Below are 13,055 nucleotides of genomic sequence, written 5' to 3'. Positions count from 1 at the left end.
TTATGCAGACCGCCGATGCTACTGGGCCACTCAAGTGCGGCAAAGTGCTATGCAATCTTTGCTGACGAAACTGTGAGCGCGCCCGCCCTTACAGACGAAAATGCCCGGCCATGCCCTGCAGCTCGCGGCCCAGCTCGGCCAGCTGGATGCTCGAGGCGGCGGTCTGTTCCATGGCGCTGGCCGACTGATCGGCGATATCGCGGATCGAGGTGACGCTGCGGTTGATCTCCTCGGCCACCGCCGTCTGCTGTTCGGCCGCCGCGGCGATCTGCTGGTTCATCTCGAAGATCCGCGCCACCGCCTCGGCGATGGCCGTCAGCGCGCCCTCGGTCTGGTTGGCGCCCTCCACCGTCTGGCTCACCAGGCTGGCGCTCTGCGCCATGTCGGCCACCGCGCGGCGGCTGCCCTCGCGCAGCGCGGCGATCAGCGCCTCGATCTCGGCGGTGGACTGCTGGGTGCGCTTGGCCAGGGCGCGCACCTCGTCGGCGACCACGGCGAAGCCGCGGCCCTGCTCGCCGGCACGCGCCGCCTCGATGGCGGCGTTGAGCGCCAGCAGATTGGTCTGCTCGGCGACGTTCTTGATCACCTCCAGCACCGCGTCGATGCGCTGGGTGTCCTGGCTCAGGCGCTGGATGCTGGCGGTGGTGGCGTCCATCGCGCCGGCCAGCTGGTCGATGCGCTGCAGGGTCTGGCGCACCACCTGGCTGCCACTGTCGACGCGCCGATCGGCCTGCTCGGTGGAAACCGCGGCGGCCTCGGCGTTGCGCGCCACCTCGTGCACGGTGGCGGTCATCTGGCTCATGGCGGTGGCCACCTGATCGGTCTCCAGCTTCTGCCCGTTGACCCCCTGGCGGGTCTGCTCGGTCACCGTCGACAGCGACTGCGCCGAGCTGGACAGCTGGGTCACCCCGCCCTGCAGACGGCCGACCATCTCGCGCAGGTTGCCGGCCATGGCCTGCATGGCGCCGAGCAGCTGGCCGATCTCGTCGCGCCGGTCGATTTCGATGCGCGCACTCAGGTCGCCGGCGGCGATGCGCTCGGCCAGGCCGATCACCCGTTTCAGCGGCCGCACTATGGCCAGGCTGATGGCCAGCGCGGCCCCCAGGCCGACCAGCAGGGCCAGGGCCGCCGCCAGCAGGATCAGGGCGCTGCTCGCCTGCTGCGCGGCCTGCATGGCCTGGCGCTGGGCGCCGAGGGCCTGCTCGACCTGGCCGAGCAGTTGTTCGATCTGCGCCACCAGCTGCAGGTAGACCTGCTTTTGCTGCTGCAGCTGCTCGGCGTATTCCTTGAGCCGCTCGTTGAAGGAGTCGACATTGACCACCACCTCGCCGAGCACCGCAGCGTAGCCGGGATCGCTCAGCGCATCGCGCAGTTCGGCGGCCAGCGCCTGGGCCTCGCCGGCCTGGGCGATCTCGACCCGCTCGAGCACTTCGCTGCGGCGGCTCGCCTCCAGACGCTGGCGGGCCTGGTCCAGTGCCTGTAACAGCAACTGGTGAATCTTGCCGACCTGCCCGGCCTGCAGCACCGCCTCGCCGCCCTGCTCGCCCTGGCTGCGCTTGAGCAGGTCGACGCCGTCCTCGGCCAGGCCCTCCTGCAGCAGCTCCAGGCTGTTGGCGGCGCTGACCACCAGCCAGTCGGCGGCCTGCAGCGCCAACTGCATGTTGTCGGTGAGTTCAACGTAACGGGCGAAGGCGGCGCGGTAGTCGGCCAGCGCCGGCGCCAGCGGCGCCAGGATCGCGGCGGTGCCTTCGTCCAGTTCGCCCTGCAGGGCGGCGCAGGCCTGCAGGATCGCCTCGGCCTGCTCGGCCAGGCGCGCGGCCTGCTGCGGATCGCCGGCCAGGGCGAAGGCCTGCTCGCTGTGGCGCATGTGCAGCAGCTGCTCGCCGAGTGCACTCATGCGCTGCTGCAGCGCCGCCCCGGCATTCACCTCGCGCAGCGCCAGCAGCCCGGTGCCGGCCACCAGCGCGGTAAGCCCCAGCACCAGGGCGAAACCCAGCATCAGTTTGCTGGCCGTGCTCAGACTGGCCAGCCGATTGCTCCACGCGCTCCCCATGACCATCCCCGCCTACTGCTCGCCGCGAATGGCCGAACATAGGAGCGCCGCCCTGCTGGCGACAAGCCAGCAGGGCCTGAAATGGCAGGATCAGCTAACTGAAGGTCGTTTCCAGAGCGGATTCATGGCCGCTGCATCTGGAACAGCTCGGTGGTGCGGCAGTAGGCGCTGCCGCCGAGACGGCCGATCAGGTCGAGCTTGAGCGGGTCGAGGCGGCCCTGCTCGCTGAGCACCGCGTCGTCGATATGCGCCAGCAGCACCTCGGCGAAGATCAGGTGGCAGTTGGGATTCGCCGCCGGATAGGGCTGGATCTGCGCCACCCGGCACTCGAAGGTCACCGGCGCGCCGGCCACCCGCGGCACGTCGATGCGCTCGCACGGCAGGCTGGCGATGGCGCAATGGGCGAACTCGCTGACCTCGTGCGGCAGTATCGCCGCGCTGGCGTTCATCGCCTCGGCCTGGGCGAAGCTGACCAACTGGATCGCCAGTTCGCCGCTGGCCTGCGCGTTGCGCAGGCTGTCCTTGAGGCTGCCGTCGTCGCGGGTGTTGACGTTGACCAGCAGGGTCGGCGGGTTGTCGCTGATCACCTGGAAGAAGCTGAACGGCGCCAGATTGGCCACCCCTTGCGGGGAGCGGGTGGAAGCCCAGGCGATGGGCCGCGGGGTGACGCTGGCGGCCAGCCAGCGGTAGGCCTCCAGCGGGCTCAGCGTGGCGAAGTCGAGCTGCATCAGCGCCCCGCTCGCGATTCGCGGATGTAGAAGCGCGCCCGCTCGGCCTTGCTGGTGCAGCCCTCGTAGGCCTCGAACTGCTGCTGGGTCTTGGCCGCGGTGAGCAGCGACAGCGCCTTGGAGTAGCTGACCGTGCCGGCGAAGCCTTCGGCCTCGGCGATGCTCAGCTCCTTCCAGGCCGCGTCCAGCTGATTGGCGCAGGTGTCGCGGTACACCGTCTTGCCGGCGCAACCGCTCAGCACCAGGGCCATTACTGGCAAACAGATCCAATGTTTCATCGACCACACTCCTTACAAGGACATGACTACGGATTGACCCAGTGTAGGACGCCGGCGCCCGGGGAAAGTGCCCGCTTCAGCGCCCGGCGCGTTGACGCAGATAGTCCACCACCGCCTGCTGCTCGCCGACGAACTCGATGCGCCCGGCCTTGCTCTCGCGCTGGAACACGTACATCGGATCGTAGTACTCCACCAGCAGCGCCTCGATCCACCCGCGGTGGGTGTCGACCTGGCCGGCGGCGGCCTGCTCGCCCAGGGCCTGGTCCATGATCGCCGCCAGACGCTGATAACGCTCGCCACCGAGGCGCCGGGTGATATTGGCCAGGCTCTCGCGCAGGCGCGCGGCGAAGGCGGCGAATCCGCCCTCCTCGCCGTGGACGGCGACGAACTCGGCGCACAGCTCGACCACATAGGCCTTGAGGATGCGCTCGACGCGATGCTCCAGGCTGTCCTCCAGCCACACCAGCGGGTAGTCCTGCATGGCCTGGTACAGCGGCAGCGGCAGCGAGCAGCGGCCGATCAGCCGCGCCTCGTCCTCCAGCACGAACTGCCGCTGGCCGCGCGCGCGACGCTTGAGCAGGTCGATGGCCAGGGCGTTCTCGAAATCGATCTGCGCCGGCTGGGCGCTGGCGCGCTTGCCGAAGCTGGAGCCGCGATGGTTGGCGTGGCCTTCGAGGTCCGGGGCGTTGTCCAGCTGGCCGATCACCTCGGTCTTGCCGGTGCCGGTCATGCCGCCGACCAGGACGAAGTCGCACTCTGCCACCGCCTGCTCGCTGGTTTCCAGGAGAAAGCCGCGCATCGCCTTGTAGCCGCCGATCACCCGCGGGTAGTCGATACCCGCCTCGCTCTTGAGCCACTGCTGGACGATCTGCGAGCGCAGGCCGCCGCGAAAGCAGTACAGGTAGCCGTCCGGATGGGCCTTGGCGAAGGCCGCCCAGGCCGCTATGCGCTCGTCCTTCAGCGTACCGCTGACCAGTTGGTGGCCCAGCTCGATGGCCGCCTGCTGGCCGCGCTGCTTGTAGCAGGTACCGACCTTCTGCCGCTCGAGGTCGTCCATCAGCGGCAGGTTGACCACCCCGGGGAAGGCGCCCTTGAGAAATTCCACCGGCGCGCGGGCGTCCATCATCGGCCGGTCGCCCAGAAAGATGTCGCGGTAGTCGGCGCTGTTGTCCCGCATCACAGCACCTCGACCGCGTGGCGCTGTCGCTCGACCATCTCGCCGATGGGCGCCAGCTGCAGGCCCAGCTCGGCGGCGACGGCGAGGAACTCGGCCTCGCCTTCCGGCGCCACGGCGATCAGCAGGCCGCCGCTGGTCTGCGGGTCGCACAGCAGCAGCTTGGCCAGCTCCGGTAGCGGCGCGATCTTGTCGCCGTAGCTGTCGAAGTTGCGCAGCGTGCCGCCGGGCACGCAGCCCTGCTCCAGGTAATGCTCGACGCTGTCCAGACGCGGCACCCTGGCGAACTCCACGCGCGCGCTGAGGCCGCTACCATCGGCCATTTCCACTAGGTGCCCGAGCAGGCCGAAGCCGGTGACGTCGGTCATCGCCTTGACCCCGGCGAGCTTGCCGAAGCGGCTGCCGGGCTTGTTCAGGGTGCACATCCAGTCGCGCGCCAGGCCGACGTCCTCGCTGCGCAGCTTGGCCTTCTTCTCCGCGGTGGTGAGGATGCCGATGCCCAGCGGCTTGGTCAGGTACAGCTGGCAGCCGACGGTGGCGGTGTCGTTGCGCTTCATATGGCGCTTGTCCACCAGGCCGGTCACCGCCAGGCCGAAGATCGGCTCGGGGGCGTCAATCGAGTGGCCGCCGGCCAGCGGAATGCCGGCCTCGTCGCACACCGCGCGGCCGCCGCGGATCACCTCGCGGGCGACCTCCGGGGCCAACAGGTTGACCGGCCAGCCGAGAATGGCGATGGCCATCAGCGGGTCGCCGCCCATGGCATAGATGTCGCTGATGGCGTTGGTCGCGGCAATGCGGCCGAAGTCGTAGGGGTCGTCGACGATGGGCATGAAGAAGTCGGTGGTGGAAACCACCCCGCGCTCTTCGTCGATGGCATAGACCGCGGCATCGTCTCGCGAGGCGTTGCCGACCCACAGACGCGGGTCGAGGTTCTGCGCGCCGCTGCCGGCGAGGATCACCTCCAGCACCTTGGGGGAAATCTTGCAACCGCAACCGGCGCCGTGGCTGTACTGGGTCAAACGAATCGGCTCGCTCATGTCTCTCTCTTGCATCGACGACTGGCGGCGGATTCTAGCAAAGACCGCCTTGGCGCAGCGCCTTTGCGCGAGTAAGGTCGAAACATCGACGGGGGATTTTTCCTATGAGCAAGAAAGTGGCGCTGGTACTGGGCTCGGGGGGCGCGCGCGGCTACGCGCATATCGGCGTGATCGAGGAGCTGCAGGCGCGCGGCTACGAGATCGGCTGCATCGCCGGCTGCTCGATGGGCGCGGTGGTCGGCGGCATCTTCGCTGCCGGCAAGCTGCGCGAGTACCGCGAGTGGACCGAGAGCCTGGACTACCTGGACGTGCTGCGCCTGATCGATGTCAGCTTCCGCCTCGGTGCCATCCGCGGCGAACGGGTGTTCGGGCGCATCCACGACATAGTCGGCGAGATCAATATCGAGGAGCTGGCGATCCCCTTCACCGCGGTCGCCACCGACCTCACCAACCAGCAGGAAATCTGGTTCCAGGAAGGCTGCCTGCACCAGGCGATGCGCGCCTCGGCGGCGATTCCCAGCCTGTTCACCCCGGTGATCCAGGGCAAGCGCATGCTGGTCGACGGCGGCCTGCTCAACCCGCTGCCGATCGTGCCGGTGGTGTCCAGCCACTGCGACCTGATCATCGCGGTCAACCTCAACGCCACCAACCAGAGCCACTACCAGCTGCCGGTGATCGAGCGGCCGGCCGCGCTCAAGGGGCGCATCGACCAGTTGATGACCACGCTCGGCTCGCGCCTGCCGAGCTTCCGCCGCAAGAGCGAGGACGACGTGCTGCTGCTGGCCGCCGAGCAGCAACAGGCCGACGCCATCGGCCCGGCCGCGGCGCCGAACCGCAACGCCGCCGGCGCCGTGCCGAAATCCGCCAGCGGCTCGCGGGTCGCCGAGTTCAGCGGCCCGGCCTCGCTGCTGGAGCTGGTCAACCAGAGCTTCGAGGTGATGCAGACCTCGCTGGCGCAATACAAGATCGCCGGCTACCCGCCGGACATCCTGATCAACGTGCCCAAGCGCGTGTGCCGTTTCTTCGAGTTCTACAAGGCGCCGGAGCTGATCATGCTCGGCCGCCAGATCGCCCGCGACACCCTCGAGCGCTACGAGCGTGAGCGCTGAACGGCCTCAATCGCCGCGCTCCGCGGCCGACAGCGGCCCGTCGACCGGGGGCTCGGCTGGCGGTGCCTTCTCCGCCACCCAGTCGCTGAGCAGGCTGTAGGCCACCGCCAGCAGGGTCGGGCCAAGGAACAGGCCCATGAAGCCGAAGGCGAGGATGCCGCCGAACACCCCGAGCAGCACCACCACCAGCGGCAGGTTGCCGCCGCGACTGATCAGATAGGGCTTGAGGATATTGTCCACGCCGCTGATGACGAACATGCCCCAGGCGCCGAGGAACAGGGCGAAGCCGTACTCGCCCTGCCACACCAGCCAGGCGGTGGCGGGTATCCACACCAGCGGCGGGCCCATCGGCACCAGGCTGAGGACGAAGGTGAGAATGCCCAGCACCAGCGCCCCCGGCACCCCGGCGATCCAGAAGCCGATCAGCGCCAGCAGGCCCTGGGCCGCGGCGGTGCCGATCACGCCGTTGACCACCCGCTGCACGGTGCCGGCCACCAGCTCCAGGTAGTGGTCGGCACGCTCGCCGATCAGCCGTTCCAGCAGGCTGTGCACGAACACCGCCAGGCGCGGGCCGTCGCGGTAGAAGAAGAACACCAGCACCAGGCTCAGGCCCAGCTCCAGCATGCCGCCGCCGAGCTGGGCGCTGCGCGCCAGCAGCCAGTTGCCGACCTGGCCGAGGTAGGGCCGCAGGGTGGCGAAGAAGGCCGCGCCCTGCTGGTCGATGGTCAGCCACAGAGTGGCCAGGCGCTCGCCCACCAGCGGCAGGCCGACCAGCCAGCTCGGCGGCGGCGGCAGGCCCTCGACCTGCAGGTCCTTGATCAACGCGTTGGCGTCCTTGATGTGATCGGCCAGGTTGAAACCCAGCCAGATCAGCGGCACCGCCACCAGGATCACCCAGCCGCAGGTGAGAATGCCCGCGGCCAGCGACAGCCGCCCCTGCAGCGCCTGGGTCAGCAGACGCATCAGCGGCCAGCTGGCGAAGGCCAGCACCGCGGCCCAGAACAGCGCCGACCAGAACGGCGCCAATACCCAGAGGCTGGCGGCCAGCAGGCCGAGCAGCAGAATCTGCACCAGCAGACGATCGTTAGTGGCCATGACCCGAAACTCCCTTCGTTGCAACGACAGAGCGCCCCTGGAGGGCGCTCTGGATGTGCCTGGTTGTGCCGCGCAGCTTAGCGCAATAGACGCACCGCCAGGGCTTCGCCGGCACCCTCGCCGAGTTCCAGACGCGCCTCGCGCACGCGCTGGGCGATCAGTGCCTCGCGCCAGGCCTGCGCCTGGCTGCCGGAGAGGCTGACGCGCAGCGTGCTGTCGAGGTTGAGGCTGCGCGCCAGCACCTCGACCCAGGCGCTGTCCGCCCGGGCTGCGTCCGGCAATTGCAGCAGGCCGTCGCTGCGCAGCTGGCGCAGCAGGGTCGCCGGGGTCGGCAGCAGCTCGCCCAGCGGCGCCTCGGCATCCAGCTGCTCGGCATGCAGGTAGGCGCGGCGGTTGCCGCGGGTGATGCTGTACAGCGCCAGCAGGCTGTCGTGGTTGGGCTCGGCCAGGCGCAGCAGCGCATAGGCCTGCTGGTCGTCGGAACCGTACAGGGTGGCGTTGCCGAACACCGAATTGGCCCACAGGCTGCTGGCGCCGCATTCGCGCCCCTTGCACCAGTAGAGCAGCTCGGCGCCCTGCTCCAGCAGGGACTCGCGCGCGCTGGTAAATACCTGGTCGGCGCTGTGGGTGCGCGGCAGCTCGTAGGTCACCGCGGCGTGCCGGCCCTGCGCCAGGATCTCCCGCTCGTAGCGCAGGCGCCCGCTGATGCGGCGGATCGAGCCCTGCGGGTAGATGCGCTCCAGACTCGGGCGTTCCTTGTAGGCAACGATCGTGCTCGCCGGAAAACGCGGCAGGCTGTCGAGGTCGCGGCTGCCGGGCAGATCGGCAGCCAGCACGCCGCCGCTGCCCAGCAGCGCGGCCACTAGGGCGAAACCTTTCATACGCGCCCTCATTGGATCAGCATCGCTTGCGCGGCTTTTACCAGGCGCGCCTCGTCGACCTCGCGCTGCGGCACCTGCAGGCCGCGCTGCACCGCCGGGCGCGCCGCGATGGCGTCCAGCCAGCGCTGCAGATGCGTCAGCCCGTCGAGCGAGACGCCGGCCCAGTCGTGCACGCGCACCCAGGGGAAGGTGGCGATATCGGCGATGCTGTAGTCGCCGGCCAGGTATTCGACCTCGCCCAGGCGCACGTCGAGCACCTCGTAGAGGCGGCGGGTCTCGTGCTGGTAGCGGTCGATGGCGCCCTGCAGCTTTTGCGGGAAATAGCGGAAGAACACATTGGCCTGGCCCTGCATCGGGCCGACCCCGCCCATCTGGAACATCAGCCACTGCAGCGCCCGCGAGCGTCCCTTGGCATCGCTGGGCAGCAGTTGGCCGGTCTTCTCGGCGAGGTAGATGAGGATGGCGCCGGACTCGAACACGGCGAAGTCGTCATTGTCGCGATCGACGATGGCCGGAATGCGGCCGTTGGGGTTGATACGCAGAAAGGCCGCGGCCTTCTGCTCCTTGCGCTCGAAACTGAGGGCGTGCACCTGATAAGGCAGGCCGAGTTCCTCCAGGGCGATGGATGCCTTGTGCCCATTGGGGGTGGCGGCGGTATACAGGTCGATCATGCGATCCTCCATGGCAGACCGCCACACCTTTCCCCATGAGCCGTCGGCAAGTCAAGGCGAGCGCAAAAATGGATTGAAACAATCCGCGACACGTTGCGCGCCGGCCTCGTCGTCCAGGTGCAGGTGGTGGCCGCCCGGCAGGCGGCGCACCTCGAACGGCAGCCCCTGCAGCAGCTGCTGCACCGCCGGCTGCGCCTGCATCATGCCCTGCTCGGCCAGCACCAGGCTGACCGGGCATTGCAGGGCGCGGACGAAGGCCTGGGCATGGGCCCAGCTCAGGCGCAAGGGCGAAGCCAGGGTCAGGCGGGCGTCGGTGCGCCAGGTGTAGCCGCCGGGCACCGGCATCAGGCCGCGCTGGGCGAGCAGTTCGGCGGCCTCGCGGCTGACCGCGCCGACGCCCTTCATGCGCGCCTCGACGGCTCGCGCCACCTCGGCGTACACCGGCTTGCGCTTGCCATCCAGGGCGAGCTTGGCGCGCAACGCCTCGCCGAGTTTCGCCGGTGCAGTGTCGGCCTCGCCGGTATAGGGCACCAGGCCGTCGATCAGGGCCAGGCGGGCGATGCGCTCGGGCATGGCAGCGGCCAGCAGCACCGCGGTGATCGCGCCCATGGAGTGACCGAGGATGGAAAAGCGCTGCCAACCGAACTGCTCGGCCACCTGCAGCACGTCGTAGGCGTAATCCCACAGGGCGTAGCCGGCGCCCGCCGGGCGGTGTTCGGAATGGCCGTGGCCGGCGAAATCCAGGGCGACGATGCGCAGTCCGTCCAGCTTCGGCGCCAGTCGGGCGAAGCTGGCGGCGTTGTCCAGCCAGCCGTGCAGGGCCAGCACCGGCAGGCCGTCCTCGGGGCCGTAGAGATGGGCGGCCAGCTCGATATGCGGCAGGCTCAGGCGGACTTCTTCGAAACAGGCGCTCATGCGGACTCCTCAAGCGGGCCGGCCCAACGGGCGAACAGCTGGCGCAGCAGCTCGGCGGTGGCCTGCGGGCGCTCCAGGGGGAACATATGGCCGCCCGGCAGGCTCAAGTATTCGCCGCGCGGCATGCGCCGCAGCAGGCGGGCGTGATGCGGCAGCACCACCCTGCTGTGGCGGCCGCGGACCATGGCCAGCGGCACCGCCAGCTGCTGCGGGCGACCCGGTGCGGTGTGCGGCACGCTGCGGTAGATGCTGATCTCGGTGGCCGGATCGAACTTCAGGCGCAGCCCCTGCCCCGCCGGCTGCAGGCCATGGCGCACGTAGGCGTCCAGGCATTCGGGATCGAAGCGGCGGAACAGGCTCTTCGCGGCGAAGTAGTCGCGCGCCTCGGCCGGGTCGGCGAAGGCCTCGCGCCGGCCCAGGGTACGCCCGGCCGGGGTGATGCGGTCGATGAAGCCGAAGCGCTTGGCGGCGCGGATCACCATGCGGTCGGCCAGGGTCAGCAGCGGCGAGTCGAGCATCACCACGCCGCGGTACAGCTCCGGCCTGAGCAACGCGGCGTGATAATGCAGCACGCCGCCGAGGGAATGGCCGACGCCCCAGACCGGCTCGTCGCCGCCTTCCAGGTGATGGATCAGCTCGGCGACCAGGTTGGCCCAGTTGTCGTCCACCGGAAAGCGCGGATCGTGGCCGTGCTGCTGCAGGTGGCGCACCCGGTAGTCCGGCGCCAGGGCGGCGAACAGCTTGGCGTAGGTGGCCGAGGGAAAACCGTTGGCGTGGGCGAAGAAGATCGGCTGCGGCATGCGCGGCGCTCGCAAAATGAACACCGGGCGATTTTCCGGCAGCCCCGCCGCCGCGGCAATGACCGTAACCGCCATTGATGGCGGCGCTATGGCCAGAACTATCGGCGGCGCCCGCTCATGCCTTGGGCGGCTGCTCGCCCAAGGGCACTATGGCCATGGTCAGGCGTGAGATGCAGCTGGGCTTGCCGTCGTCGCCACTCAGGCGGATGTCCCAGACGTGGGTGGTGCGCCCCAGATGCACCGGCCGCGCCACGGCATGCACGCGCCCTGTGCGCAGGCCGCGCAGATGGTTGGCGTTGACCTCCAGGCCGACGCCGTAGAAGCGACTGCTGTCGATGCACAGGTAGCTGGCGGTGGAGCCGAGGGTCTCGGCCAGCACCACCGAGGCACCGCCGTGCAGCAGGCCGTAGGGTTGGTGGGTACGCGCATCGACCGCCATGCTGGCGCTGAGCGAATCATCATCGAAAGACTCGAAGCGGATGCCCAGCAACTCGCCGATGGTGTGTTTCTGCAAGGCGTTGAGCGCATCGAGATCGGGGGCTTGTCGCCACAGGCTCATGGGGCATTCCTAATGCTGTCGGGAAACCGGGCCGACGCCGCCGGCCCGCTCACATTCACTCGTGCCAGAGCACTGCTTCGCTGCGCTGCTGCCACTCGGCGAAGCGCGCGCCGTAGGCGCCCTCGACCACGTTGCGCTTGATCTTCAGGGTCGGCGTGAGGAAGCCGTTCTCCACCGCCCAGACCTCCTTGACCAGCACCAACCCCTGCAGCCGCTCATGCTGGTCGAGACGCCGGTTGACCTCCTCGAGCAGTGCCTTGAGGCTGCTTTCCAGCGCGCCGCGGCTGTCGTTGGCGGCCTCCTGGCGGCCCGCCTCGGACAGTACGCAGAGCGCCAGGGGTTGTGGCAGGCCGTCGCCGACCACGCAGACCTGCTCGATGCGCGAATGCTCGCCGAGACGGTTCTCGATGGGCGCCGGCGCCACGTACTTGCCCTTGCTGGTCTTGAAGATCTCCTTGATCCGCCCGGTCAGGCGCAGGTTGCCCTCGGCGTCCTGCTCGCCCTTGTCGCCAGTGCGCAGGAAACCGTCTTCGGTGAGGGTCTCGGCGGTCTTGACCGGGTCCTTGTAGTAGCCCTGCATGGTGGCGCCGCTGCGCACCTGCACCTCGCCGTCCTCGGCGATGCGCACCTCCACGCCGGGGCTGTTCTGGCCGATCCAGCCCTGCTTGAACTTGCCCGGCCGGCACACGTGGGAGTAGCCGCAGTTCTCGGTCATGCCGTAGACCTCCTGGATTTCCAGGCCCAGGCGGCGATACCAGTTGAGCAGCGCCTCGGGCACCGGCGCGGCGCCGGACAGCGCGTAGCGCACGGAGTCCAGGCCGAGCCCGGCGAGCACTTTCCTGCCGACCAGGCGGCCGATCAGCGGCAGTTTCAGCAGGCGGTCGAGCTTGTGCGCCGGCATCTTGGCGTACACGCCCATCTGGAACTTGGTCCAGATGCGCGGCACACCGAACATCACCGTCGGCCGGGCGCGCTTGAGGTCGTCGAGGAAGGTGTCCAGGCTCTCGGCGAAGAAGATCGTCTGCCCGGCGTAGATCGATGCCAGCTCGACGAACATCCGCTCGGCCACGTGACACAGTGGCAGGTAGGACAGCAGGCGGTCGTCCTCGCCGACGCCGAACAGCTCGATGGCATTGCTGGCGGCGAAGCCGAAATTGCCGAACTGGTGCATCACCCCCTTGGGCGTGCCGGTGGTGCCGGAGGTGTAGATGATGGTGGCCAGCTGGTTGGCCGCGGGCTTGGGGTCGTCCTGGATCGGTGCGCAGCGCTGCAGGTCGTCCCAGCTGTAGTCGAACTCGCCCGGCGGGTGCAGCGGCAGGCTGACGGTCGGCAGCCCGGCGGGCAGCCCCGGCGCCATGGCCGGCCAGTCGTCGAGCTTGCCGATCAGGGCCAGCGCCGCTTCGGAATGCTCCAGCACCTGGCGCATCGACTCGGCGGTGAGGTTGGGGTACAGCGGCACCGAGACGTGCCCGGCCATCCAGATCGCCAGGTCGGCGACTATCCAGTGCGCGCAGTTCTTCGACACGATGGCGATGCGGCTGCCCGGCGCCAGTTCGCGGCTGCGCAACCAGTGGGCGGCGCGCCGCGCCTGTTCGCCCACCTCGGCCCAGCTCAGCTCCAGCAGCTGGCCGCCGCCGAGAGGCTGGACCATGTAGCGTTTGTTCGGGTGCTTTGCTTCACGCTCGTAGAACAGCTCGAGCGGCAGACGGATCGCATCGGCCACAGGGCTTCCTCCTTGTTGTTTTTATGGGGGTC

Annotated in this window: 13 protein-coding genes and 1 pseudogene; 1 reads left to right on the top strand and 13 read right to left on the bottom strand. The window is 69.1% G+C overall.

What is annotated here, in order from left to right; all coding sequences use genetic code 11:
* Positions 1–88: 88 nt before the first annotated feature.
* The 6 genes and pseudogenes from EA796_RS23635 to selD all read right to left on the bottom strand — a co-directional run bounded on the left by EA796_RS23635 (position 89) and on the right by selD (position 5,270).
* On the bottom strand, positions 89–802 hold the full coding sequence (locus tag EA796_RS23635) for a methyl-accepting chemotaxis protein (protein ID WP_371921459.1): 714 nt from the start codon (positions 800–802) through the stop codon (positions 89–91).
* A 141-nt stretch (positions 803–943) separates the two neighbouring features.
* Positions 944–1,174, bottom strand: a pseudogene (locus tag EA796_RS23630) (HAMP domain-containing protein); the annotation flags it as partial.
* 1,001 nt (positions 1,175–2,175) lie between these two features.
* Positions 2,176–2,781 carry a flavin reductase family protein gene (locus tag EA796_RS05030; RefSeq protein ID WP_122107772.1) on the bottom strand — a complete coding sequence of 202 codons (606 nt, stop codon included), beginning with the start codon at positions 2,779–2,781 and terminating at the stop codon, positions 2,176–2,178.
* A complete protein-coding gene (locus tag EA796_RS05025; protein ID WP_122107771.1) occupies positions 2,781–3,059 on the bottom strand; it encodes a hypothetical protein in 279 nt (92 codons plus the stop codon). The genes EA796_RS05030 and EA796_RS05025 overlap by 1 nt, the downstream gene beginning before the upstream one ends.
* A 76-nt stretch (positions 3,060–3,135) precedes the next feature.
* A complete protein-coding gene (gene mnmH / locus EA796_RS05020) occupies positions 3,136–4,236 on the bottom strand; it encodes a tRNA 2-selenouridine(34) synthase MnmH (protein WP_122107770.1) in 1,101 nt (366 codons plus the stop codon).
* Positions 4,236–5,270, bottom strand: coding sequence for a selenide, water dikinase SelD (gene selD, locus EA796_RS05015; protein WP_122107769.1), 1,035 nt, complete (start codon positions 5,268–5,270; stop codon positions 4,236–4,238). Before selD ends, mnmH begins: the two co-directional genes overlap by 1 nt.
* Positions 5,271–5,374: 104 nt before the next feature.
* On the opposite strand from selD, the gene EA796_RS05010 reads away from it, so the two are divergent.
* Positions 5,375–6,379, top strand: coding sequence for a patatin-like phospholipase family protein (locus EA796_RS05010; RefSeq protein WP_122107768.1), 1,005 nt, complete (start codon positions 5,375–5,377; stop codon positions 6,377–6,379).
* Between the two features lie 6 nt (positions 6,380–6,385).
* Here the strand turns inward: EA796_RS05010 and EA796_RS05005 are convergent, their stop codons facing one another.
* The 7 genes from EA796_RS05005 to EA796_RS04975 all read right to left on the bottom strand — a co-directional run bounded on the left by EA796_RS05005 (position 6,386) and on the right by EA796_RS04975 (position 13,023).
* Positions 6,386–7,474, bottom strand: a complete 1,089-nt coding sequence (locus EA796_RS05005; protein WP_021444575.1) for an AI-2E family transporter — start codon at positions 7,472–7,474, stop codon at positions 6,386–6,388.
* A 77-nt stretch (positions 7,475–7,551) separates the two neighbouring features.
* On the bottom strand, positions 7,552–8,355 hold the full coding sequence (locus tag EA796_RS05000; RefSeq protein WP_122107767.1) for a DUF4892 domain-containing protein: 804 nt from the start codon (positions 8,353–8,355) through the stop codon (positions 7,552–7,554).
* Between the two features lie 8 nt (positions 8,356–8,363).
* Positions 8,364–9,026, bottom strand: a complete 663-nt coding sequence (locus EA796_RS04995) for a glutathione S-transferase family protein (RefSeq protein ID WP_122107766.1) — start codon at positions 9,024–9,026, stop codon at positions 8,364–8,366.
* A 51-nt stretch (positions 9,027–9,077) separates the two neighbouring features.
* Positions 9,078–9,941, bottom strand: a complete 864-nt coding sequence (locus tag EA796_RS04990) for an alpha/beta hydrolase (protein WP_122107765.1) — start codon at positions 9,939–9,941, stop codon at positions 9,078–9,080.
* Positions 9,938–10,741 (bottom strand): alpha/beta fold hydrolase, encoded by an 804-nt coding sequence (locus EA796_RS04985; protein WP_122107764.1) that lies wholly within the window; start codon positions 10,739–10,741, stop codon positions 9,938–9,940. The genes EA796_RS04990 and EA796_RS04985 overlap by 4 nt, the downstream gene beginning before the upstream one ends.
* Positions 10,742–10,856: 115 nt before the next feature.
* Positions 10,857–11,300, bottom strand: coding sequence for a hotdog fold thioesterase (locus tag EA796_RS04980; protein ID WP_122107763.1), 444 nt, complete (start codon positions 11,298–11,300; stop codon positions 10,857–10,859).
* A 55-nt stretch (positions 11,301–11,355) separates the two neighbouring features.
* Complete coding sequence (locus EA796_RS04975; RefSeq protein ID WP_122107762.1) at positions 11,356–13,023, bottom strand: AMP-binding protein; 1,668 nt, start codon at positions 13,021–13,023, stop codon at positions 11,356–11,358.
* Between the last annotated feature and the right edge of the window lie 32 nt (positions 13,024–13,055).

This window comes from Pseudomonas sp. AOB-7 (assembly GCF_003696305.1).
GTDB lineage: Bacteria > Pseudomonadota > Gammaproteobacteria > Pseudomonadales > Pseudomonadaceae > Aquipseudomonas.
The sequence above is the reverse complement of the archived record's forward strand: the minus strand, read 5'-3'. Positions and strand labels throughout refer to the sequence as shown.

Bases quoted from the DNA above. Each gene is read 5' to 3' on its own strand.
- mnmH (WP_122107770.1), bottom strand. From the start codon at position 4,236: ATGCGGGACAACAGCGCCGACTACCGCGACATCTTTCTGGGCGACCGG.
- EA796_RS05000 (WP_122107767.1), bottom strand. From the start codon at position 8,355: ATGAAAGGTTTCGCCCTAGTGGCCGCGCTGCTGGGCAGCGGCGGCGTG.
- EA796_RS04995 (WP_122107766.1), bottom strand. From the start codon at position 9,026: ATGATCGACCTGTATACCGCCGCCACCCCCAATGGGCACAAGGCATCC.
- EA796_RS23635 (WP_371921459.1), bottom strand. From the start codon at position 802: ATGAGCCAGATGACCGCCACCGTGCACGAGGTGGCGCGCAACGCCGAG.
- EA796_RS04990 (WP_122107765.1), bottom strand. From the start codon at position 9,941: ATGAGCGCCTGTTTCGAAGAAGTCCGCCTGAGCCTGCCGCATATCGAG.
- EA796_RS05030 (WP_122107772.1), bottom strand. From the start codon at position 2,781: ATGCAGCTCGACTTCGCCACGCTGAGCCCGCTGGAGGCCTACCGCTGG.
- EA796_RS05005 (WP_021444575.1), bottom strand. From the start codon at position 7,474: ATGGCCACTAACGATCGTCTGCTGGTGCAGATTCTGCTGCTCGGCCTG.
- EA796_RS05025 (WP_122107771.1), bottom strand. From the start codon at position 3,059: ATGAAACATTGGATCTGTTTGCCAGTAATGGCCCTGGTGCTGAGCGGT.
- EA796_RS04980 (WP_122107763.1), bottom strand. From the start codon at position 11,300: ATGAGCCTGTGGCGACAAGCCCCCGATCTCGATGCGCTCAACGCCTTG.
- selD (WP_122107769.1), bottom strand. From the start codon at position 5,270: ATGAGCGAGCCGATTCGTTTGACCCAGTACAGCCACGGCGCCGGTTGC.
- EA796_RS04985 (WP_122107764.1), bottom strand. From the start codon at position 10,741: ATGCCGCAGCCGATCTTCTTCGCCCACGCCAACGGTTTTCCCTCGGCC.
- EA796_RS05010 (WP_122107768.1), top strand. From the start codon at position 5,375: ATGAGCAAGAAAGTGGCGCTGGTACTGGGCTCGGGGGGCGCGCGCGGC.